This is a genomic window from Pseudomonas sp. MPFS, from assembly GCF_022537035.1.
Taxonomy (GTDB): Bacteria; Pseudomonadota; Gammaproteobacteria; order Pseudomonadales; family Pseudomonadaceae; genus Aquipseudomonas; species Aquipseudomonas sessilinigenes.
Genome location: NZ_CP066123.1, coordinates 3,561,141 through 3,584,199, shown reverse-complemented (window position 1 = coordinate 3,584,199; position 23,059 = coordinate 3,561,141). Strand labels below are relative to the sequence as shown.

Sequence of the window (23,059 nt, the reverse complement as noted above, 5' to 3'; positions counted from 1 at the left end):
GCGCGTCCAGTCGAGCGGTGACCGGCCAGGCTCTGGCGCCTGGCCGGTCACCAGCAGTATCGCCAAGGCACCTGTCCGGGCACTGAACCGATACGCCCCGCATGGCTTCAGAAGCGGTAGCCGAGGTTGACCATCATCGCGGCGCTGCCCAGTAGCACCACCTCGGTCCCGAGCGGGCCGTAGTGGGCGCCAATGGCCGGAATCAGGGCCGGGGCCACGCCGAAGTGGTTGAGTGGAATTTTGTCCTTGTACTTGCCCTTGTAGCCCTGGATCAGGCCGCCGCTGAGCTTGGCGTAGACCGGCCAGCTGGCGTTTTCCCAGGCCTTGCCTGCATAGGCGTAGTAGGAGCGCTGGGAGAAGGAATTGCGAAAAGTGCTCAGGCCCCAGAGCTGGCCATCGGCGTAATTGCGTTCCAGGCCGGCCAGGTCCTGGTGGTTGTTGTGGTCGGGGTCATGCTTCCAGTGCTGGGTATAGGCGCTGGTCTGCAGGTACCAATAGTCCTGTTGCGGGGCGCCCTGGCTGGTCTGGCTGGCGGCCAGCAGTAGCGCGCCACCGAGGCAGGCAACGCTGTATCGCTGGCGAAGAAGACCGAGGCGCAGGGCCTGGAGGCGATTCTTGATTAGCATGCTCACTCCCTGCCCGAGGGGCAGTCGTGCCCCCTCGTGCATCAAGGGAGCGAAAGGGACGGGACGCTAGCAGTAGGCCATTCACCGGATCAATGCTGAAACTGTTGCATGATCTATATCCGCCTCGATGCGCTGGATCAGGTAGGGAAAGAATGGATTGGCGGTCAGGCGCATCAACTCATCCATCGGAACGACCAGCACCCCACGCTCGCCCCGGGCCGCCACGGTACCCAGGTGTACCCCGAAGTCTTCGGCAGTCGATGGCTGGGTCCCGTACAGGGCGTCATCCAGGGGGAAGGGCAGGGCCACGTGGGACAGGGAAAACACTTCCGGCGGATAGGCCAGGTCCAGGGGCTGGCGAGTGCTGTGCTCGCTGGCGGCGGTGGTGGTCTGCAGCTCCATGGCCATGCTGGCGCTGCCACTGTTGGTCAGCACCTGCGTCGTGTAGCGGCGGGGCGGAGGTGGCAGCAGCCCGGCCAGGGAGGTGACGCTCGCCGGGTCCAGCAGGCCTTCGAAATCCCGGGCGCGGTTGAGGTCGAAGATCACCAGCTCGCTGCCGTTGGCTGGCAACCGCTGGTACAACCCATCGACCAGCGCCCGAGTGCTGACGGTGGCGTCGGTCAGCGACTGGAAGCTCAGGATCGGTGGCAGGTTGGCCAATCGCGGATCCTCCGCCAGGGCCAGCAACTGGCTTTGCAGGGCATCGGTGAGCAACCAGGACTGGCGTGCGCCGTTGACCGGGAACGAGTTGTACTTGAACGGGTTGTACTCTGGACGCAGGTTCAGCCAAGCCGCCTTGCTGAAGGCCGGGAACACTGCGGGCCACGCGGCCAACCCGGCAAAACGCGCGGACGCCGCCACCCCGATCATTGGCGAGATCAGCACCAGGCGCTGGGCCTGGGGCAGGCGTGGATCGGCCAGGGCGTCCAGGGCGTACTTGACCGCCAGGGCGCCGCCGTTGGAGTAGCCAACGATATGCAAGGGCGCCGGGGCCGGCACTTCCTGGCGGGCGGTGCGTAGCGCCATGCGGGTCGCGGCCAGCCAGTCCTGCCAGCGCGCATCGGTCAGGCCCGCGGGTACCGTGCCGTGACCGGGCAAGCGCAGGCCGATGGCCAGGTAGCCGTGCTCGACATAGCGACGGGCGACATGGCGCAGGCTGTAGGGCGAGTCTGTAAGGCCATGCACCAGTACCACCACACCTTGTGGCCGGCCTTTGGGGCGCAGTATGTAGGAGTGGTTCCAGTTCGTGGCGAACGCTGGCGGGTAGGTCCTGCTGTCCTGGCGATAGCGATTGAAGGCCGGCACCTGGGCGGGATCGAGGGTTGCGCTGACCTGTTGCTCAACTTCGGCGAACACCCGCTCCTCGGCCTTGAGCCAGGTGGCCCAGTCTGCCCGGTCGAGTTGCTCGGCATCGAGTTCATGGGGCACATGCAGGTGCCAGGGTTGCAGCGCCGGGCCCGCCGCACTGTCGTAGGCTCGCCAGGCCAGCAGGGTCACTCCTGCGATCCCGAGCACCAGGCCTGCCTGTTTCAGCAGGCGCCACAGCAGGGGCGCCATCAATGCGGCTCCACGGCGCTGATGCGGTATACGCAGCGGCGATCGCCAGTGATCAAGTGCTCCACCCGCTGCACATGGCCCAGTTCACCGATGGCGGCCTGGAACACCTGTAATTCGGAGCGGCAGAAGCCCTGGCATTGCCGGGCCGCGACGCAGATCGGGCAATGGCTTTCGATCAGCAGCCAAGCATCGCCATCGGGTTCGACATGGGCCATGTAGCCGGCTACCTCGCGGATCTGCGCCAGCGCCCGGACCCGTGCCTCCAGGGACGGCAATGGACTGCAGGCGCCAAGGTATTCGGCGGTGTTGATGCGCTCCATATCGCTGACGATGCGCTCCACGCCGTCGGCGCCATACACCGCGCGAATCGAGTCGATCAATTGCAAGGTCAGGTTGGCGTGGGTATCGGGAAAACGCGCCTGGGCCTGTTCGGTCAAGACCCACTTCTGCGAGGGCCGACCTGCGCCCTGGGCCGGCATCAGTTGCCCGCTGATGAGTTCGCTGTCCACCAGCTTCTGCAATTGCTGGCGAGCCGCCTCCTGGGAGATCTCCAGCAACGGTGCCAGGTCGGCGGTTTTCAGCGGGCCACGGGTCTTGAGCAGATACAGAATGCGCTCGGCGGTGGCGCCGGGGTTTTTCTTGTCGGCTTGAGGGGACATCGAAGACATGCGGGGCCATTAACCAATAGGCGGATAGGAAAATTCGGTGGCCTGCCAGTGGCTGGCGACCGGGCAAGCATAACAGGCCTGCAAGCCTTGGCCTGGCGAATCGCCAAGTCCTGATCGTCCTGGGGCCAACAGGGGCATGGAAAAAACTAATTATCAAAGTAAATACTTGTGTAATACATTGGCGCCTTCTCGAATAACCAGACAGGAACACACCATGGCATCGACAACGGGTTGGTCGGCCTTGCTATCGGGCAGGAACGGGTTACGCTCCGCGGCCCTGGCCGGCGGCGTCGCGCTGCACGCAATCAACGTCTACCTGGTCACCACTTTGCTGCCCTCGGTGGTCAAGGACATCGGCGGCCTGGATTACTACGCCTGGAACACCACATTGTTCGTGGTGGCCTCGATCATCGGCTCGGTCCTGTCTACCCGGGTCCTGGCGAAGTTGGGACCCAAGCTTGCCTACGCCCTGGCGGCCCTGGTCTTCATGCTGGGGTGCGGCCTGTGCGGGCTGGCGCAGGACATGGCCTGGCTGATCGCCGGGCGCAGCGTCCAGGGCTTGGGCGGCGGGCTGTTGTTCGCCTTGCCCTACGCGATGATCCGCCTGGTGTTCCAGGAGCCGCTGTGGCCCCGGGCCATGGCGCTGATTTCGGCGATGTGGGGCGCAGCCACCCTGATCGGGCCGGCGGTGGGCGGGGTCTTTGCCGAGCATGGCGCCTGGCGTGCGGCGTTCTGGGTGCTGATTCCCTGCACGTTGCTGTTCATGCTGCTGGCCATGGCCTTGCTACCCGGCCAGCGCCAAGAGCCTGCGGCCCGCAGTCCGATTCCCGGGTTGCAGCTGGTTCTGCTGACGGTCACGGTGCTGGCGATCTCCATTGGCAGCATCAGCACCTCGGTGCTGTACAACGCCGTGGGGCTGGGGGTCGGCCTGGGCCTGCTGGCATGGGTTGGCGTCCTGGAAAACCGCAGCGCGCAGCGGCTGTTGCCGAGGGGCAGCCTGGCATCGGGCAGTGCCCTTGCAGCGCTGTACCTGTCCATGGCGTTGCTGGTGGTGGGCATGACCAGCGAAGTCTTCGTGCCGTTGTTTCTCCAGGTACTGCATCAGCAAACGCCGTTGCTGGCGGGCTACATTGCCGCACTGATGGCCGCAGGCTGGACCCTGGGCGCGCTCTTCAGCTCTGGCCGCAGCCCCCAAGGGGCAGCCCGGGCGGTGGCCTGCGGGCCGTTCCTGGTGGTCGCCGGCCTGCTCCTGGCGTTCTGGGCCATGCCAGCGGCCACCAGCCTGGTGAGCCTGGGAGCCATAGGCCTGGCAATGGTGTCGGTGGGGGTGGGGATCGGCCTGGCCTGGCCCCACCTGTTGTCCCAGGTCCTGGAGCGCGCTCCTGAGGATCAGAAGGAACTGGCCGGCGCCTCGATCACCACGGTGCAACTGGTGGCTACGGCCCTGGGGGCGGCCCTGGCTGGCATGATCGTCAACCTGGCGGGCCTGGGCTCGGGCGCTGGCAGCGATGGCGCGGCCCAAGCGGCCCGTTGGCTGTTCGGACTGTACGCTGGCCTGTCGCTGTTGTTGTTCGTCTCGGTGCGCCAGGCCCAGCGCCAACCTGCAGCGGTCCCTAGCATGTAGCCCACGATGATTGTTCGCATGGCACAAAACTGCGTGGGCTGGCGCGCCAGGCGGACGCCGCCGAAACCGTGGATTGTGATGCTTGCCTGTCCAGGGTTTAATCGGCGTCGTGTTTACCGCCCACATGGAAGTTCGATGCATGCATGACTCTGCCCGCCATATCGTCCAGTTGTACCAGCGCCACGCCCAGGCTTGGGATAGGGGGCGTCGCACCCATACCCGGGGCTTCGAAGGCGAGCGGGTGTGGTTACAGCGCTTTCGCCAGCTCATGGGCGATGGCCACCTGGTACTCGACCTGGGGTGCGGCGGTGCGGACCCCATGGCAAGCCACCTGATCGACAACGGCTGTGCGCTGACCGGGGTCGACAGTTCGACGACGCTGCTGGAGCTGTGCCAACAGCGCCATGCCAACCAACGCTGGATCCACGCCGACATGCGCACGCTGGCCTTGAACGAAGATTTCGACGGCATTCTGGCCTGGAACAGCCTGTTTCATCTGGCGCCCGATGACCAGCGAGCCATGTTTGCCGTGTTCGAGCGCCATGCCCGGCCAGGCTGCGCCCTGATGTTCACCAGTGGCCCGGCAGCCGGCGAGGCCATTGGTGAGTTCGAGGGCGAGGCGCTCTACCATGCCAGCCTTGATCCCGGCGAATACTGCACGCTGCTCGATACCCATGGCTTCGAGGTGGTCCGGCATGTCAGCGAAGATCCCGATTGCTGCGGGTTCACGGTGTGGCTGGCGCGTGGCCTTGACTGAAACACAACGCCTGCCTACAGCCAGCTTGTGCGGTACAGGCAGGTTCGCCCCTGGCAACGCCGGTACCGGGTGGCCCAAATGAAAAAAGCCGCTGCCCGGTGTGGGCAGCGGCTTTTTCAGGACCGTACAGCGTGTGGGAGCGAGGCTGGCCTCAGTGCTTCATCATGCTGTGATCCATCGAACCATGGTCCATGGAACCGTGGTCTGGCGCATTCAGGGCGCGGGCCTCGGCATCGACCTTGATGCTTTCCTTCTCGCCCTTGGCGTTTTCCACGATCAGCGTCAATGGCACCTTGTCGCCGGCCTTGATCTGGCCGGTCAGCTCCATGAGCATCACGTGGTAGCCGTGGGTATCCAGGCTGACCTTCTGGCCGGCCGGCAGGGCGACGGCATCCACTTGCTGCATGCTCATCACATCGTTGTGCATGCTCGACTGGTGGATCTGCACGTTCTTGGCCACGGGCGACTGCACCTGGACCAGCTTGCTATCGCTGCTGGCGGTGATGTCCATGAAGGCGCCGCTGGCGTGCTGGCCGGCGACGGTGGCGCGGACCCAGGCGTTGTCGACCTGGGTCGCGGCGCTGGCGGCATTGGCCAGGCCCAGCAGGGAGGCCAGCAGCAGGGCGGATTTGAGACGGGATGGGCGGGGTTGCAGAGTCATTAACAGACCTCCATGACGGTGAGCAGATCTTCTGCGCACTCCTGGGCGTTGAGGGACTGGGACAGGCCCAGGCGCAAGGTGCCCCGTGAGTCGTAGACAAAACTGGTGGCGGTGTGCGAGAGGGTATAGGTATCGCCGCTGGGGATCTTCTCGTAGAACACGCCGAACTCCTTGGCCGTGGCCGCGGTTTCCTCCAGGGTGCCGTACAGCGCTTCGAAGCTGGGATCGAACGCCTTGACGTAGGCATCCAGTACGGCAGGGGTGTCGCGTTCCGGGTCCAGGGTGATGAACACCACCTTGAGGCGATCGCCGTCGCGGCCCATCAGCTTCTTGGCCTGTGCCGCCCGGGCCAGGGTCGTGGGGCAGACCGCCGGGCATTGGGTGAAGCCGAAGAAGATCATTGGCATCAGGCCGCGGTAGCTGGACAGCGACTTGGTTTCGCCCTGGGAATCGGTGAGTTTGAAGGTACGGCCGAGGATCTGATTGCTCAGGTCCTTGCCGTACTTGAAGGACAGCCGGGGACTATTGTCGCAACCGGCCAGCAGGCCCAGGCCGAGTACTCCGGCGCTGGTGAGCAGCGTGCGGCGAGTCAGTAAAACACTCATGAAATAACGCCCTTTGAACAGCCAGACAGGCAAAAAACCCGCGCATGGTAACAAACGGACGAGGGCCGCGGCGGGCTAATTAGACCAAAGCCTGCGGCCATCGGTCGCACTTCACTGGCCCGTGGCCGGCCTCAGCCATGCTCATCCGCGACCGTCGGCAACTGCCTGAGCCACAGGGCGATGTCCTGCACCACGGCGGCCATCTGGCTCTGTCCGTCGCGGTCGCTCAGTCGATGGTCGAGGCCGGGATAGGCGCGAAATGTCAGGTTCGACCGGCCGTTGCGACGCAGTTGCTCGATCAGGTCGGTCACTGCGTTGACCGATACTGCCTCATCGGCCGAGGCCTGGATGATCAACGCCGGCACGCGGCTGGCCTGTAGCAGCGCTTGTTGATCCAGTTCCAGCACTTCTTGCCACCAGCGACTGCCATGGCCACTGGCTTGCACGTCGGCCGCCGGTTGCCGGCGCATCTGTTCGACGAAGGCCAGTAGCCCCTGGCGCGCCTGGTGCTGCTGCGCCGGGTCCCCACCAGCGCTATCGACACTGTGCAGCAGGTCATCGAGGAACCAGCGGCCACCCCCATTGAACGCCACGGTGGCATCGATGGCGGGCGAACGAGCCGCCAGGGCGTGGGCGATCACCGCACCTTCGCTGCCTCCCAGGGCGACGATGCGCGGGTAGGCCCGCCGCTGGCGCAGGTGCTCGATGACGGTCTGCAGGTCTGTCACACGCTGGCTGGGGCTGTCGTTGAGCAAGTAGGGGGCCGGGCAGTCCGTGCGCTCGCTGTCCTGGTCGTAGGGCAGCGTTGCATCGATGCCGTACTTCTCCACCGTCAGTACATCGGCCTCGGGCATGGCCAGGAGCAACTTCCGGATGCTGGGGATGCGGCTCACGCTGTTGCAATCCGAGCCCTGGAGGATCACCAGCAGCGATTGCGCCGGCAGGCGGGGATTGCGTTGTAGCAGGTAGTAGTCGATTCGCGAGCCGTCGGGGCGGGCCAACTGCCGGTACTGCGGTGCCGGCAGCGGTGCCGAGGGCTCCGGCGTGGCGCTGGCCAGGCTGGCAACGGCCAGCAGTGAGACGCAGGCCCAGCGGATACCGAGGCTCAACTTTCCACCGCGGCCATGCGCACCAGCGCGCGCACGGCGGTACGGGTGGCCTGGGTCAGGGGTTGCGGTAGCCGGTCCAGCTCGAACCAGGCGATCTGGCTGTGTTTTTCCGGCTCCAGGTTGCACGGTGCCATCTCCGGTGCCGAGGTCAGGTATACCGGGGCGACCCAATGCTCCTGGCGTTGCGGGTCGATCTGGTCCACCACGCAGAGCAGGCTGACCTCCTGCAGCGTCAAGCCCAGCTCTTCGAGGATCTCCCGGCGCATGGCTTGCTCCACCGGCTCCAGCCAATCGACCTTGCCGCCGGGCAAGCCCCAGTGACCGGCCTCGGGGGCCCGCAGGCGCTTGACCAGCAGTAGTTGGCCATCGCGAACGATGGCTGCGCCGCATCCCAGGCGGGGCTGTTGGGGCATGGCGAGTACTCCTTGGGTGAAATAAAGGGGAGGGTAGGGGCGCCGGGTTCCGTCCGATGGCCTGAGGCTTGTCCGACAATATCGGTTAAGGGCATGACAGCAGATTGTTGGTTTGTTGTTGATTTGTAACTTTCCTCCCGACGCGCTTCCTGGCCTGCCTAGCGCCGCAACCAGGTCGCGCCGATCACTGCCAGGGCCAGCAGGATCAGGATCACTCCGGTGCTTCTTTCCAACCACGGCAGGGCCCGGGCGAACCGCTGGCGAACCCGATCATTGCCGATGGCCACGGCCACCAGCACATCCCAGGCTAGCACGGCACTGAACATCCACAGGCCATAGAGCAGTTTCCAGCCGCTGCCCAGGCCGGCCCCGACCAGGGACGCCAGGCTCGCGTAGAACAGGGCGTTCTTGGGGTTGAGAAGGCCCGAAGCCAGCCCCATGCCCAGCCCACGGGACCAGCTGGCAGTTTGCGAGCGCTGGTCGCAAGCCACAGTGGCTAAGGTGCTGGCACCGGCATGGCGGATAAACAACCAGCCCATGTACAGCAGGTAAGCGCACCCGGCCAGTTGGATCACCAGGAACAGCTGGCCTTCGGGGCTGAACACCGAGACGCCGGCAAACGCCAGGACGATGAAGACGCCATTGGCCAGGGCAATGCCCACGCAGGCGCCGGTGGCCGAGCGCCAACCGCCGGCCATGGACATGCGGGCCACCAGGAAGAAATCGGGGCCGGGGGACAGTAGCGCCAGAAAATGTGCAGCGGCCACCAACAGGAACTGTTCGATCACGGTCAAGACCTCCAGCAAGCAAAAGGGCGGGAAGTCTGCTGTGCGCCAGGAACTTGGGTATTGAAGAAAATTGCGCGCCGATCAAGCCCGGTACCGCCGGCAATGCCGACCCGTCAAGGAAATGCAGGAGCCAGGCTTGCCCGCGCGGGGTTTATCCAATCAACAGGCGCTACCGTTCACGACCCTCGCAAGCAAGCTTCGCCCCTGCTGGGATCAAGCATTACGGTACCGCCCGGGGGTGACGCCGACGTGGGCCTTGAACACCCGTTGAAAGTGCGCCTGGTCGGCGAAGCCCAGGCGCTGGGCCAATGCCGCGGCAGGCTCGCCATCTTGTAGGCAAGCGCGGGCCTGGATGACGCGCTGGTTCAATTGGTAGGCGTGGGGCGTCATCCCCGTAGCGGCACGAAAGGCCCGGATCAACTGATAGCGGCTCATCCCGGCCAGGTGCGCCAGGCTCTGTAGGGTGTTCACGGCCTGGGGCTGCCGTTGCAGCAGGGCGATCACCCGCTGCACGCCGGCACTGGCCCGGGCAGGATCGGCAGCCAGGGCAATCGCCGGCTGCCCGGGGCTGGAGAAGTCACCGACGAACTCGATCAGCGCCACGTCCTTGTCTTGCCAACTGGCGTTGGAAAACAGCAGGGCATTGAGCTGGCAGAAGCGCTGGTAGCGATCCGGATCATCGCTGAGCAGCACCTGGTCGCGAAGTGCGCCGGGGCCAGGGGAGCGCTCCCGGCAAATGGCCTCTACCCAGTCGGCATCCAGGTGCAGCATCTGGTAGCTCCAGGCTTCGCCCGGGCGAGGATTGCAGGCATGCACGCAACCGGCTGGAACCCAGACCAGGCTGCCGGAGCGAATCAGTGTCGGCCCCGCCGCCGCGCCGCTGAACAGGCTCGTGCCATGGTCGACCGCGCCGATGGAAAGGGTGGGGTGGCTATGGGCCTTGTAATTGGCACGGCTGTCACACGCCCGACGGCTTTCGACGTAGGGCAGGTGCGGATCGCGCCAGAACTGGGCGGAGCAAGACATGAGCGGCAAGCCTTGGTGGTCGGGTGCGGCAGCAGCGTAACGGCGAACGAGGCCCGGCGCCAGCCAGCCCGAGCCAATGCCTGAGGCTGCCTATAATCGATGCTGGCCCAGGACCCAAGGAACCCATGCCCATGACATTCAGTGAAATAGCCTACGAGCAACATGGACCCGTGGTGGTGATTCGCTTCAACCGCCCCGAACAGCGCAATTGCATCGGGCCTGCCACCCATCTGGAACTGCTGCAAGCCTGGACGCGCTTTCGCGATGACGAGCAGGCGCTGGTGGCGATCATCACCGGAACTGGCGACAAGGCCTTTTGCGCAGGTGGCGATCTGAAGGCGGCGGCGCAACTGGTGCCCCACAGTCCCGAGGAGATTGCCGCCCATGATCGCGGCGAGCGCCCGGGCATTATCGGCCCCAGCCGCTGGACCGACCTGTACAAGCCGGTCATCGCCGCGGTCAATGGCGTGGCCTATGCCGGCGGCCTGGAGTGGGCCTGTTTTGCCGACATGCGCATCGCCGAGGAGCATGCCTCGTTCGGCGTGACCTGTCGGCGCTGGAACATCGGCCTGGGGGATGGCGGGACCCAGCGCCTGCCCCGGATCGTCGGCATGGGCCGGGCGCTGGAGCTGATTCTCACCGGCAAGGTGATCGATGCCCAGGAGGCCTATCGCATTGGCCTGGTCAATGAAGTCGTGCCCAAGGGGCATTCGCTGGCCCGGGCCCTGGAGCTGGCCAATGCCCTGGCACAACTGCCGCAGCCGGCACTGCGTACGGACAAGGAAGCAGCCATTCGTGGCTACGGCCTGCCGCTGGCCGAAGGCTTGAAGATCGAGGCCCAGTGCTTCAACCGTTCGGTGCATCAGGCCGAAACCCGGGAGGGCCTGCGCCAGTTCATCGAACGCGACCATCCCGACCGTACCCGGCAACCACCCAGGACACCTGGAATCGTCAGGGATTGAGGCTGCTGGGCCCGGCGTCTATTCCAGCGTCAAGTGCATATCCCAGCAGTCAAGGCCGGGGCCGTGGCCGTCGGTGGTGATCTTGCCCGGCACGAAGCCCAGGTTGGCGTAGAAGCCCTGGCTGTGCTGGCTGGTGCTGATGCGCACGGTCCTGGCCTGGCCCAACTCGCGGATGGCCAGGAGCCGGGCTTGGGTCAACTGCTGTCCCAGGCCTTGGCCATGCAGCGCCTGGTCGACCATGCCCCAGCACAGGCTGGCCGTGGCATCCTCCGGGCGCATGGCATAACCACCGCAGGCGACGATCTGCCGGTCGCGCTCGATGACCAGGAAACAGCCTGGCGAGTGCTCCAGGAAATGCTTGAAGTCGTCGCGCTCCAGCGGATCGAAGAAGGCCGGGGTATTGCTGTCGAACAGCTCCAGGCAGGCCGCCAGGTCATTGGCTTGGTAGGGGCGTATGCGGTTCATGATCGGTACGCTCGAGCGGAAGATCCCGAATATTCGGGATCTTTGGCCCTGAGGGTCAAGCCAGATGTGCGCAAAGGCGCGTCATTGGCTTTGGCAAAGCATGTGTGGACCGCAAGCCTCGCTGCGGCCGGGAAGGGCGCGGGACTGCTCGATCCGCGCTCTGCTCGTTGCCTGCCTACCGGTGCGGCCAATCAGTCGCGAGGGATACCTTGCAGGTCGTGGACAATCTGCTCGATAACCCGTCCGGCCTGGTCTCCATAAGCGGCGGCGTCCATGTCGATTCGCCCCGAGATGTCCTCGGTGTGCTCATCCAGGGTGATCTCGAAGGCCACGCGGCAGGTGTCGTTCGGCAACAGTTGCAAGCTCATCCACTGCTCCTTGCCCAGGCTGATACGGCTGCCTGCGCTGCGCGAGTTCCAGGCGTTGAACAACTGCGCGAACGGCAATTCGAAACCGGCGGTGCGTGTCGACATGCCCTCGGGATACAGCGCTGCCGGTTCGATGCCCTGGCGAGCCGAGGCATTGATTACCGCCCGCTGTACACGCTTGATCACCGCATCCAGTGGTTCGCCAGGCTCATGCCGGGTGCTGACTGGAACCGTGTTGGACAACGGCCCCACCAGCGTCTGCGCCGCAGCTTCCGAGCGATTGGCGAAAGGCACGCCGGTCACCACGGTGCTCACGCCACTCACGGCACTGATGGCCCGCTGGTAGATCGCCAGCAACAGCACGAACGGCGTCACGCGCTGGGCCTTGGCGTAGGCCAGGACCCTGCTGCGCGGTACGTTGCTGGTGAACTTCAGGCTTTGCATGCGCCCCATGCCGCTACTGCTTTTGGTGCGCAGTGCATCGAGCCCGTAGGGGCCGGTGTGCGGGTAGACCTCCAGCTGTTGCGCCGCGCTGACCGTCTGTTCGGCCAGTTGCTGGGTCTGGCAATAGTCGTTCCAGGCGGTGCCGGATACCGGGGGCTGGCCCTGGTAGTGCCGGGCGATATCGTCCAGCAGCAGATCGATCGATGCGCCGTCGCAGGTATAGACCCAGAAGCCGATCCAGATGTGCAGGCCGTCCTGGTCCACGGCCGAGGCGATGCGCAGTCCCGGCTCAGAGGCCTGCCGGGCCCGATAGGCCAGGAAGTCCTGATCGGTGAGGGCGTCCTGCACCTTGCCCAGTTGCTCGCGCAACGCTTGACGCAAGTCTGGCTCGCTGGGGGCATGGCCGACCAGCTGTTCGCCGTCGATCTCGAATCGGGCCGCCAGGATCGGATGCCGTGCCAGGGTTTGGGCCACGGCGTCGAATACCTGTGCCTGGTCACACTGTGCGCTGAAGTCCAGGCGCAGCGCGCCGCAATAGGCGCGCCCCGTCTGGTCAAGCATCGCCCCGGTCCATTTTTCCCGCAGTCCCGCGACACTGCCAAGCGTCGCGAGTGGTCCCTTGAAGGGAGGGATCAGGTAGTTCTGATGCATGACGATAACCTATGCCTGTGGGCTCGATGGGGCGGGCTCCAGAGCCAGGGCGTTGCGCCCGGCCCAGATCAGCAAGGCACCACCGAACATCGCCAGGGCCGACAGTGCGAAAGCGCTGACGAAACCGTTGGCGGCAATGGTCGGCGCACCGCTGTTATCGGAGACAGCCAGGGCCACGGCAGCCAGCGAGCTGACGCCAAACACCTGGAACAACTGCTGGATGGTGGTGGTGATGCCCGAGCCGGCACCGGCGTCTGCCTCACTGAGGTCACTGGTGGCCAGAGACTGTGCAACCGGTGCGACACAACCAAAGCCAATGGAGGTCACCAGCATGGCGGGGAACATGCCCAGCCAGTAGCTGTGCAGGGGCACGCCAAAGGCAAACAGGGCAAAACCCACTGCCGAGGTCATCAGGCCCACGACCGCTGCGGTCTGCGGGCTCCAACGCTGCATGACGAACTGGCAAAGGAAGATCCCAGGGAAGAAGCCCAGGCAGAACGGCAGCCAGGCCAGGCCAGTCTGCATCGGGCTCAGGCCGAGGTATTCCTGCAGCAACAGCACGCCCAGGTAGAACAAGGCACCGGAGGTCGCGGCCAGGATTGCCACGATGGCGTAGCCGGCCAGGCGCGGCGAGCGGGTCATCAGGCGAGCAGGAACGATGCCGTTTTCCGAGCGCTTGCAACGACGCAGTACCAGGGCGATGCCCAGCAGGCCCAGCACCAGGAGTGCTACCCGTTGTCCAGGCAGGTGCTCGACGCCGGAGCCCATCACGGCCATGACGGTCGCGGCGACGGCCACCACCAGGATCAAGGCGTTGCCCAGGTCCAGAGGAGTGGAAACGCGATGGGCGAACTTGGGAATCATGACCATGGTGGCGACGATCAGCAGCAGGACGACCGGTACGTTGATCCCGAAGACCCAGCGCCAGGACAGGTAGTGAGTCAGTACGCCGGACAGCAGCACGCCGATGATCGAGCCCAGGCCGCCCAATGCCGCCCAGATGCCAAACGCCTTGCCGCGTTCAGGGCCGGAAGGAAACAGCAGCGACACCATGGCCAGGCCGGTGGCCGACGCCAGGGCTTCACCCACCCCTTGTCCGGCACGGCTGATGATCAGCACCGTGGCATCCTGGGCGAAGGTCGCCAGCAAGGAAAATGCACCGAAGATCACCACGCCGACCTGGAAGGTGCGACGTACGCCAAAGGCGTCGCCGATGCGTCCGCCCAGCAGCAAGAGCGATCCGGCGGTGATGAGGTAGGCATTGACTACCCAGGTCAGGGACCCATCCGTGAGCCCCAGTTCGTGCTTGATGCGTGGCAGTGCCACGTTCACCACGGTGGCATCCAGCAGCAGGATCAGCTGGATGATCGAGATGACAGCCAGTGCCTGCCATCGTTTTTCATTGAGCGTTGCATTCTCGGGTGTTTGAGTCATGTCTATCCAATCCTTAGATGTAATGGGTGTCGGCCGGCATCCGGCCGGCACCCAGGTTTTTCCTCGAGCGATCAGCTCATGGCGTTGACGCTGGCCAGGGCCAGCGAGTTACGGATCATTTGGATTCCGTAGTCGGTACCAATGCTCTCGGGGTGAAACTGCACGCTTTCAATTGGCCGGGTACGGTGCCGCGCCGCCATGTTCACGCCATCGTCCGAATAGGCCGTGGCCATCAGGGCGGTGGGCGTTGGCGGCTCGGTGATCGCCAGCGAGTGATAGCGCACCACGGTGAGCGCCGAAGGCACATCCTGGAAAATGCCCTTGGCGTCGTGATGGACCTGGGCGTACTTGCCATGTTCGGTGGTAGGCGCACGAGTGAGCTTCCAGCCAAAATGTTCGCCCAGTGCCTGGTGCCCCAGGCAGACACCAAAAATAGCCTGCTGTTCATCCATCGCACGAATTATCTGCGGGTAACCATGGTCCTCGGGAGTACCCGGGCCGGGTCCCAGGACCAGCAACTGCGGTTGCCACTGCCGATAGTGGGCAAGCGGGTCGTCGTTGACGCGAACGACCTTGGTCTGCGCACCGGCGGCCGAATAGTACTGCTCGATGACATAGACGAAGCTGTCGAAGGCGTCGATTAGCATCACTTTCATGCGCAGGCCCCCATCGCTCGGGAAAACGAACGGATCTTCGCTCCCGCCTCGTTCCATTCGTCCTCGGCCCGGGAGTCGGCGACGACGCCGGCGGCAGCCTGCAGTACGTAGTGCCCGGCATTACCGACGATCGTACGGATCGTCAGCGCCAGCACCGCGCTGTTGGCCCCGGTGATGTAGCCGGCACAACCGGTGTAGAGCCCGCGAGTGGTGCCTTCCAGTTCGGCGATGATCTCCATGGCCCGGACCTTGGGGGCACCGGTCATGGTGCCCGCCGGGAAGTTGGCCACGATCAGGTCCCAGACATCGCAGTGCTCGCGCACCCGGGTTTCCACGGTCGAGACCAGGTGCAGCAGGGACCCATAGGTGTCCTGCTGCATGAACGAGCTCACCTGCACGCCCCCGGGGACGGCGCAGCGAGCCAGGTCGTTGCGCGCCAGGTCCACGAGCATCAGGTGCTCGGCGGCTTCCTTGGGAATCTTGTCCAGCGCGTTGCCACGCAGGTCCCCCCGACTCATGGTCCCGGCGATGGGGCGGACCTGGGCCACGCCGTCCTGGAGGCGGATCATCAGCTCGGGGCTCGATGACACGACATGCAGGTCGGCAAGGTCCAGGTAGTACATGTAGGGCGCCGGGTTGACCGATGCCAGGCGTTCGTAGAGATCCACCGGGGCGATCGATGCATTCGAGACCGCCCGGCGACACAGCTGCACCTGGTAGATATCACCAGAACGGATGTACTCCTTGGCCCGGGAAACGGCCGCGCAGAACCCTTCGCGATCGGTGACATCCTCGACCACGGCGCTGTCCACGGCGAGGCCAGGCGCCGATGCCGCAGGCGGCTGGCGAAGCACCTCGAACAGGGCCTCAAGGTCCGCACCCGTATTCGCGTCGGCGTTGAGCACATCGATCCGCGCCGGGCCTTGAGGGGCTTCGTAGCGAACCACATGCCGGTAGACCCGTACCAGCACTTCCGGCACATCCTGCTCGATGGCCATTCCTGGCAGGTTCTCGACGAAGCGCGCGGCGCTGTAGCCCAGGGCCAGTACCAGTGGAAAACCCTCAGGCAGCGCCAGGGTCTGGGCCACGCGCCGCAGGCGTTCGCACAGGCTCGACTGTGGATCGTTGAGTACCTGCTCGCAGGCCGCCAGGGCCCATTCGAAGGGCTCGCTGGCCGACAGGTGCCAGGCACCATTGACCAGCTTGAACTCCAGCAGAAGGTCGATCATGAAAGTGGTCTGGTTGCCGTCGACCGGCAGGAAGCCCGCACCGGTCTCGAACAGCGCCGGACAGGGATAGAGCCCGAGCAAGCCGCGGCGCACCCGGGCGACCGGCGCTGCGTCGGCGACCTCGTGATGCTCCACGCTCCACAGGGGGATGGCTTGTAATGAACTCACAGGGCCGACTCCCGTTGGTCGCGGATACGGGCGTGCTTCCAGGAGATGTAGGCCCCGGTCTCGGTCCGTGGGTCCAGGCTCTGTTCCAGTTGCAACTGGACCGAGGTGCCGAACTGGCTGGCCATCTGTTCCTGTACCTGGGCCACCGAGCGCTCGCCGATACCCGCCACCATCAATACCTCGACATGGTCACTGCCATCGCTGGCGGTGCGGATCTTGACTTCGTAGCCAGAGACCCACTCGGCGGCACCCAGCACCGCCGATTCGATCAGTGCCGGCACCACCTGGCGACCGCCCAGGGTCATCACATCACCCACCCGGCCAAAGACCCGCAGGCAACGGGAGCGATTGCCGCACCCGCATTCCTCGGCCGAATGCAGCCGCGCCAGGTCGCCGGTGCGATAGCGGATCAGTGGCTTGGCCCCGGGCACGAGCATCGTCAGGCACAGCTCGCCCACATCGCCCTCCATGCCCGGGACCGGGAGAATCTCCGCCAGGTAGTTGGTTTCGGAGAAGTGCAGGTTGCCGTTGGCGCAGCCGGTGGCCACCGCATGGGCTTCCTGGGAGCCGTACAGGCCATGGGTGCAATGGGCGTTCCAGACCCGGGCGATATTGCTCAGCATCTGTGGCGTGCACAGCTCGCCCAGCACCATGATCTGGCCTACTGCGGTCTCGCGCGGATCGATGCCCTGGCTTACATAGAGGCGGGCCAGGGCCAGGGCCACGGCGGGCGAGCAAATCAGCGAGCGTACGCCCAGGTCGCTGATCAACTGGGCGGCCTTGGCCAGGCCGACCCGTGGGCTTTCCGGCCACAGCCGCACATAGGGAATCCCCAGGTTGCGGCAGACTTCGCCATAGGTATCGCCGAACGCATACAACTCCGACGGACCCATGATCGCCGTCAGGGCGTTGGTGGTGCCGAAGGTCGATTGGTACAGATCGGCGACGGCCTTCTGTACATAGGCTCCACTGGTCTCGACATCGATCGCGGCCCGAGGGCAGGGGGTCGGCAGCCCGGTGGTCCCGGTGGTCTCGTAGTACACCGCGATCTGGTCGAATGGCAGGCTGCAAACCGAGCGGCCCACGCAGCGCAGGTCATCCTTGGTGGTGAAGGGAACGCCATCCAGCGCCGGCAGGGCACTGGGGCTGCCGGCTTGCGAGCGCAGGTGCGCGGCATAGAACGCCGAGCGCTCCTGGACATAGTCCAAGACTTCCCGGGCCCGCGACTGCCCCTTGGTCTCCAGTTCCTGTGGCGTGGTACGCCCCTCCAGATAAGCGTCCACATCGTCCAGCCATTGCTGGTGCAGGGCGTCCTTGATCATGGCTGGCTCCCCGCGTTCAGGCTGCTGGCGAACTCACTGATGGTCTCGGTGAGCATGAGGTTTTCCAGGGGCACGGCGATGGACAGCTGGGACTCGAGTTCGATCTTGATCTTCATCGCCGACAGCGAATCGCCGCCCAGGTCGAAGAAGTTGTCCTCGGGCAGTACCACCGGCTCCTCCAAATGACTGGCGATGACTCGGATCACGGTGCGCAGGATGGTTTGCGGAGTCTTGCTATTGGAGTCTTTCATGTCATTCCTCAGGAGTTCACGCAGGGCAAGTACATCCACCTTGCCGTTCTTCGACAGGGGCAATTGGGTCAGCGGCTGGACAGACTTCGGCACCATGTAGGCAGGCAGCCGCAGGGTCAGGGCCTGGGTGATTGCCGAGGCCAGGTCCGGCTCGCCGACATACACCAGGGCGATCTGCTTGGGATGCCCGTCCGGGCCCGGCAGCGCTACGGCGCAGGCTCGCGAGACGCCGGGGCAGGACTCGGCCACGCTCTCGATTTCACCCAGCTCGATACGCAGGCCGTTGAGTTTGATCTGGTTGTCGATACGCCCCAGGATCTCGATCTCACCGTTGGGCAGGTAGCGTCCCAGGTCGCCGGTGCGGTACATGCGCCGCCCGCTGCGCGGATGCTGGACAAAGGCCTTGCGGGTCAGCTCCGGTTGGCCGATGTAGCCGCAGGCCAGGGAGATATCGCTTTCCACCAGCATTTCCCCGGGAACCCAGTCCGGGCAATCGGTCCAGTCGCCGGCGATGATGTGATAAGCCGAGTTGCGCATTGGCGCGCCGTAGATCACCGAACGCACCAGTTGGCCTTCCTGCTCGTCGATCTCGTGCAGCACCGACCAGTTGGTGGTCTCGGTAGGGCCGCCGCAGGAGTACAGCCGTGCCTGCGGATACAGCGCCCTGGCCCGTGGCAGCAACGGCATGGGGATCCAGTCGCCCGCCATGACGATGTTGGCCAGCGACTCCACCGCCGAGAAGCTGCGCGCGGTCTCTGCAACGCTGCACAGCAGGTCCATGATGGCCGGCACGCAAGCCCAGAACGTCACGCCGTGGCGACGCTGCAGGCGTAGCCAGGCATCCGGGTCGGGCCCTGCCGCCTGGGCGGGCACCACCACCGAGCCGCCATGCAGCAGGGGGCCGAAGATATCGAAGACCGACATGTCGAAATGCAGCGCGGCTGTGGCCAGGTGGCGGGCTGAGGCGTCCAGGCCGAAGCGCTCGACGACGTCGTACACATGGTTGACCACCGCCACCTCGGGAATCTCGACGCCCTTGGGGTTGCCGGTGGAGCCGGAGGTGAAGATCACGTACGGCGAGTAGTCCGCCGCCAGCGGCGCCAGTGCCAGGTCAGTGTGCTGCTGGGCCCAGGCGCGCAGGTCCTGCTCCGCCAGCACCAGTCGCTGTACCTGCTCGGGCAACTGGGTATCGGCGCCCGCGATGACCGTGGTCACCCCGGCCTGGGACAACACCGAGCGGATACGCTCGGACGGCAGGTCGATATCCACCGGTACATAACCGACCCCGGCCAGCAAGCAGCCGTAGACGGCCGCGTAGTGCCCGCTGCCCTTGGGCAGCACGATCCCGACGAAGCGCTCGCCAGGCGTATGGGCTTGCTGGATCATCGCGGCGATCCGGGCCGCGGCCCGACCGATCTCGCCCCAGCTGTAGCTGCCCAGGGTATCGATGACGGCGACTTCTTCGGCGCGCTCGGCAACCCGTGCCAGCAGCAGGTCACGCAGATGGACGGGCGGTACAGGGGCCTGGGTCGCGTTCACCGCGTCGCGCACTTCGATCTGTGCACCAGGGCGCAGGTCGAGCCAGGTGCGTTGCCAGATCTCGCTGTCGTCCGCCAATTGCTGCAACAGGGTGCAGAAAGCACCGAACATCGCTTCCACGACCTCGGGGCGAATGACCCCGGTGAGGTAGTCCCATTTGAAGTACAAGGTGCCTTCGGACTCGCGCAACTGCACATCCAGGGTGACCTGGGGCGTCTGCGAAACGCCGTAGACTTCCTGGCCAAGACGGGCCGCGTCGTGGCGCCCGGGGTGTCCGAGCAGGCTGGTGAGGACGATTGGCATCAGCGGCGCACCGCCGCTGCGCCGGACCCGGGCCAACTCGCGCAGCACTTCGACGCCGTTGAACAGCCGGTGGTCCAGCGCCTGCCAGATGGCGCCTTGCAATTGCTGGCCGCGAGCTTCCAGGGTATCGCCGGCGGCGGTTTCGTAGGGCACCAGCAGGGTATTGGTGAAGTCCCCGACGACCTGGTCGATATCGGCGCTGACCGGCATCCGGTCGGAGACCGGGAAGTTCAGGGTGAACCGATCCTCTTCGCTCCAGCAGCGCAACACTTCGCACAAGGCCAGTGCAACCACCCCGGATGGCGAGATGTTGCGGGCCTGGGCCTTGGCCTGGAGTCGTTCCCAGGCAGCGACGGCGAGAGTGCCTTCGTGCCGTTCGAAGCGCGACTGGCCCTCGAACTCTCCCGGCTCCAGCTGCGGCAGGCGCGGTGCCGCCGGCAGATGGTTGATCTTGTCCAGCCAGTATTCGCGATCGGCCTGGTACTGGGCGCTCTTGAGCACCAGTTGGCGATAAGCGACGTAGTCGTGGAAGCTGGTCTGGAGCACCGGCAACTGCGGCTCGTCCTCCAGGTAGAGGTCGATCAGGTCAGGGATGATCACCTGGAAAATCGACCAGGCGTCGGCGATCAGCATGTCGATGCACAGGTGCACGCGACTGGTGGCGGCGCTGATGCGGCTGATGCGGAACTGGAACAGCGGCCACTGGGTGGTGCCGATTTCTTCGTTGGCCATGCGTTCACGGACCCGATCGATCTCGAGTTCGATCTGGTCTGCCTCCATGGCGCTCAGGTCGACGAACTCCACCGCCTGGGTCCCGTCGACATCGCCGATACTCTGGCGACCGCTGGCGTCGATGGTCATGCGCAGCATCGGATGGCGCTCGACCAGCAAGCCCACGGCCCGGGTGAAGCGCTCGCGATCCAGGGCTTCGACTTCCCACTCGAAGTAGCCCTGGCAACCGACGCCGCCGTAGTCGTAGAACGAGCCGCGGCCGATCCACAAGGCCTGCTGGCTTTCATTGAGTTCGAATGGCAGCAGTTGCTGCTGCGCCGGCAGGTGCTCGAACTTCGGCAACTGGGTATCACGCGAGGCGTTGGCCAGGCGGACCAGGTTCGCCAGTACCGGTTCCTCGAGGAATGCCCCCATCTGCACATGGATGCCGTGCTTGCAGGCCAGCTCGCCGACCATGCGCAAGGCGCGCAGGGAGTCGCCGCCGGCATCGAAGAAGCTCGACTCCAGGGTCGCTTCTTCGCACAGCGTCCAGGCCAGCCAGCAATCACGTACAGCGTGGTCTGCCTGGGTCACCGGGACAAACAGGGTCTGGTTCGCATCGCGTTCGATGGGGCCGACCTGCAGCGCGCTGTAGTCGACCTTGCCGTTGCGTCCCAGGGGCAGGGCGCCGGTCACGATCTGGCCAGGCTGCGCGGCCGGGTGCAGGCGGGTGGCCAGGTGCTTGCGCACCTGGGCGACCACCTCCACGGCGTCCGGCGCCAGCTCCAGGAACAAGGCCAGGGTCGCGCCCAGGTCGTTGCTCAAGCAGTTGGCCGCGGCCTTCACCACGCCCGGTACTTGCAGCGCGGTGATCTCCAGTTCGGTCAGGTCGACCCGATGTCCGCGGATCTTGACCACCGAGTCGGTGCGTCCGAAGATTTCCACGGTGCCATCGGCGGCCATCCGTGCCCGATCGCCGGTGCTGTATTGCAGGGGGGACGTGGTATCCAGGGTGTTGCCACGAAACGCTTTCTTCGTGTCCTCGGGGTTCACGTAGCCCACCGACAGCGTCTGGCCGGTGATGATCAGCTCGCCCACGCAACGCGCCGCCAGTTGCTGGCCATGGCGGTCGACCACGTACATCTGGGCGCCGGGAATCGCCCGTCCTACCGAGGGCAGCAGGGTGCGGCGCGGGGCACTCAGGTCTTCGATGGAAACCACCGCCGCCTCTGCCGAACCATAGACATTGATCACCCGATAGCCCAGGTCGGTGGGTGGCCATTGCTTGCAGCGTTCACCGGCGATCAGCATGGTGCGCAGGCCGGTGCGGATTCCCGTGGCCCACAGCGCTTCGGCGATGGAGGTCATGGCCAGGGTATGGTTCATGTCGCCTTCGAGCAGCCAGCGTGCCAGCAGGTTGACGTCCTGCAGCACCTGCGGGCCCGGAATGCAGACGGTGCCGCCAGCGCACAGGACCGGCAACGGATCGACCTCGACCATTCCGTAGCCCGGCGACGACAGCCAGGAGCCGCGACTGTGCTCGTCCAGCCCGGCCTGTTCGATAATGGCATCCAGGGTAGCGGCCATCCCGCGATAGGACAGGCACACGGCCTTGGGCCGCCCGGTGCTGCCGGAGGTGCCGGCGATAAAGCAGGCTTCGTTGGTCGTCTCGACCCACTTGCCATGTTCCCAGTCGACGTGGCTGGGGCGTACCTGCACCTTGTCGATATCCAACTGCGGATAGGTCACCAGGTCCCGGGCCCGTTCGCTGGTGCTGCCAGCGGTCAGGACCGCATGCGGAGTGCATTCTTCGATAAAGGCGCGGATGCGTTCATCGGGGTGGGCCGGGTCGATCAGTACGCACGTGCCCCCCATGCGCTGCACAGCGATGATCGAGGCCAGGTGTTGCCAGCCGCGCTCCAGGAACAGCGCCAGGCGCGGGCTCGAGCGGCGGGAAGTGACGCGTTCGCGGATGTGCTGGACCAGCGCCTCGGAGGCGTCCCAGAGCTCGGCGTAGGTCAGGCTACGGCCGCTGTTGTCGTCCACGATCGCCACCGCCGATGGCTTGCTCTGTACATGGCGGTAGATGCGCTCCACGAGAAATTCACGGGGGGTGGTTTCCTCAGGAACCGGGCAGGCAGGCTGCAGCGCAGCCGCCGGCAGGGCCTTGGGATCGAGTACTCGGGCGCAGGCGAAGTGCACCAGCTCAAGCAGTTCCAGGCGCATGGCCGGGGTCATGCGATCGCTGCGTACCGATAGCTGGCAGCGACCTGCCTGCACCAGTAGCCAGACCGGGGATTGTGCCTGTGGCAGGTGGGTGCCATCGCTGATCTCGATGTCGGCGCGCACGGCTGGTTCGCCCTGGGCCGCTTCGGCGTCAGCGCGCAACTGGGCGATATAGGCCCGGGCGTCTTCTGCCAGATTCAGAGCGGTGCCATCGACGCCCAGCTGCAATGACTTGCCGTCTGAGTGGACTCCCAGGGCGACTCGGCCTTCGGGGCTGAGCAGCGAGCCCAGAATCGCAGCGACCGTTGTCAGGTCGTTCATGCTGGCCGCCAGGCCAGGGGGCAGGGCAAGGTCTTCCTGCTCCCGGGTGTCGCTGGCCGGTTGTCCGGCCGTCGGGCTTGCGAACGCGTCCCACAGGCTGCGCTCGTTGCCTGGCAGCGCTGGTGCTTCGGGGGGTAGTGATGTCATGTCGTCCCTCATCTTGTTCGTGCCTTCC

The 23,059-nt window shown here is 65.3% G+C and carries 19 protein-coding genes; 3 read left to right on the top strand and 16 right to left on the bottom strand.

The genetic code is table 11. The features are described 5' to 3' along the window. Window positions 1-107: 107 nt before the first annotated feature. The 3 genes from I9018_RS16325 to I9018_RS16315 all read right to left on the bottom strand — a co-directional run bounded on the left by I9018_RS16325 (window position 108) and on the right by I9018_RS16315 (window position 2,842). Entirely contained in the window at window positions 108-626 is a 519-nt protein-coding gene (locus tag I9018_RS16325) for a sn-glycerol-3-phosphate transporter (RefSeq protein ID WP_124347674.1), read from the bottom strand. An 81-nt stretch (window positions 627-707) separates the two neighbouring features. Then, complete coding sequence (locus I9018_RS16320; protein WP_241106879.1) at window positions 708-2,183, bottom strand: alpha/beta hydrolase; 1,476 nt, start codon at window positions 2,181-2,183, stop codon at window positions 708-710. Next, complete coding sequence (locus I9018_RS16315) at window positions 2,183-2,842, bottom strand: metalloregulator ArsR/SmtB family transcription factor (protein ID WP_068587290.1); 660 nt, start codon at window positions 2,840-2,842, stop codon at window positions 2,183-2,185. Before I9018_RS16315 ends, I9018_RS16320 begins: the two co-directional genes overlap by 1 nt. A 223-nt stretch (window positions 2,843-3,065) precedes the next feature. On the opposite strand from I9018_RS16315, the gene I9018_RS16310 reads away from it, so the two are divergent. Beyond that, window positions 3,066-4,475, top strand: a complete 1,410-nt coding sequence (locus I9018_RS16310; RefSeq protein ID WP_241106878.1) for an MFS transporter — start codon at window positions 3,066-3,068, stop codon at window positions 4,473-4,475. 139 nt (window positions 4,476-4,614) lie between these two features. After that, window positions 4,615-5,232, top strand: coding sequence for a class I SAM-dependent methyltransferase (locus tag I9018_RS16305; RefSeq protein ID WP_241106877.1), 618 nt, complete (start codon window positions 4,615-4,617; stop codon window positions 5,230-5,232). 151 nt (window positions 5,233-5,383) lie between these two features. Here the strand turns inward: I9018_RS16305 and I9018_RS16300 are convergent, their stop codons facing one another. The 6 genes from I9018_RS16300 to I9018_RS16275 form a co-directional block, all read right to left on the bottom strand. Beyond that, the gene (locus I9018_RS16300; protein WP_124347670.1) at window positions 5,384-5,893 is read right to left on the bottom strand and encodes a copper chaperone PCu(A)C; all 510 of its coding nucleotides are present in this window, start codon (window positions 5,891-5,893) and stop codon (window positions 5,384-5,386) included. Then, window positions 5,893-6,498: an SCO family protein gene (locus I9018_RS16295; RefSeq protein WP_068587288.1), complete on the bottom strand. Its 606-nt coding sequence runs from the start codon at window positions 6,496-6,498 to the stop codon at window positions 5,893-5,895. Before I9018_RS16295 ends, I9018_RS16300 begins: the two co-directional genes overlap by 1 nt. A 131-nt stretch (window positions 6,499-6,629) precedes the next feature. Further along, a complete protein-coding gene (locus tag I9018_RS16290; RefSeq protein WP_241106876.1) occupies window positions 6,630-7,607 on the bottom strand; it encodes an alpha/beta hydrolase in 978 nt (325 codons plus the stop codon). Continuing rightward, window positions 7,604-8,020, bottom strand: coding sequence for an NUDIX domain-containing protein (locus I9018_RS16285; protein WP_241106875.1), 417 nt, complete (start codon window positions 8,018-8,020; stop codon window positions 7,604-7,606). Before I9018_RS16285 ends, I9018_RS16290 begins: the two co-directional genes overlap by 4 nt. 158 nt (window positions 8,021-8,178) lie before the next feature. Then, complete coding sequence (locus I9018_RS16280) at window positions 8,179-8,805, bottom strand: LysE family translocator (protein ID WP_241110156.1); 627 nt, start codon at window positions 8,803-8,805, stop codon at window positions 8,179-8,181. A 216-nt stretch (window positions 8,806-9,021) separates the two neighbouring features. Then, on the bottom strand, window positions 9,022-9,834 hold the full coding sequence (locus I9018_RS16275; RefSeq protein ID WP_241106874.1) for an AraC family transcriptional regulator: 813 nt from the start codon (window positions 9,832-9,834) through the stop codon (window positions 9,022-9,024). 131 nt (window positions 9,835-9,965) lie between these two features. Between I9018_RS16275 and I9018_RS16270 the strand changes: the two genes are divergently transcribed. Further along, window positions 9,966-10,796, top strand: a complete 831-nt coding sequence (locus I9018_RS16270) for an enoyl-CoA hydratase-related protein (RefSeq protein WP_241106873.1) — start codon at window positions 9,966-9,968, stop codon at window positions 10,794-10,796. Between the two features lie 18 nt (window positions 10,797-10,814). On the opposite strand, the gene I9018_RS16265 is transcribed toward I9018_RS16270, so the two are convergent. The 7 genes from I9018_RS16265 to I9018_RS16235 form a co-directional block, all read right to left on the bottom strand. Next, window positions 10,815-11,261 (bottom strand): GNAT family N-acetyltransferase, encoded by a 447-nt coding sequence (locus I9018_RS16265; protein WP_241106872.1) that lies wholly within the window; start codon window positions 11,259-11,261, stop codon window positions 10,815-10,817. A gap of 191 nt (window positions 11,262-11,452) precedes the next feature. Next, window positions 11,453-12,634 (bottom strand): condensation domain-containing protein, encoded by a 1,182-nt coding sequence (locus I9018_RS16260; RefSeq protein ID WP_241106871.1) that lies wholly within the window; start codon window positions 12,632-12,634, stop codon window positions 11,453-11,455. A 99-nt stretch (window positions 12,635-12,733) separates the two neighbouring features. After that, entirely contained in the window at window positions 12,734-14,158 is a 1,425-nt protein-coding gene (locus tag I9018_RS16255; protein ID WP_068580013.1) for an MFS transporter, read from the bottom strand. Window positions 14,159-14,229: 71 nt separating this feature from the next. Then, the gene (locus tag I9018_RS16250) at window positions 14,230-14,814 is read right to left on the bottom strand and encodes an aminodeoxychorismate/anthranilate synthase component II (protein WP_068580010.1); all 585 of its coding nucleotides are present in this window, start codon (window positions 14,812-14,814) and stop codon (window positions 14,230-14,232) included. Next, window positions 14,811-16,211: an anthranilate synthase component I family protein gene (locus I9018_RS16245; protein ID WP_241106870.1), complete on the bottom strand. Its 1,401-nt coding sequence runs from the start codon at window positions 16,209-16,211 to the stop codon at window positions 14,811-14,813. The genes I9018_RS16250 and I9018_RS16245 overlap by 4 nt, the downstream gene beginning before the upstream one ends. Beyond that, window positions 16,208-17,533: a phenylacetate--CoA ligase family protein gene (locus I9018_RS16240; protein ID WP_241106869.1), complete on the bottom strand. Its 1,326-nt coding sequence runs from the start codon at window positions 17,531-17,533 to the stop codon at window positions 16,208-16,210. Before I9018_RS16240 ends, I9018_RS16245 begins: the two co-directional genes overlap by 4 nt. Further along, complete coding sequence (locus tag I9018_RS16235) at window positions 17,530-23,031, bottom strand: non-ribosomal peptide synthetase (RefSeq protein WP_241106868.1); 5,502 nt, start codon at window positions 23,029-23,031, stop codon at window positions 17,530-17,532. The genes I9018_RS16240 and I9018_RS16235 overlap by 4 nt, the downstream gene beginning before the upstream one ends. Window positions 23,032-23,059 lie beyond the last annotated feature (28 nt).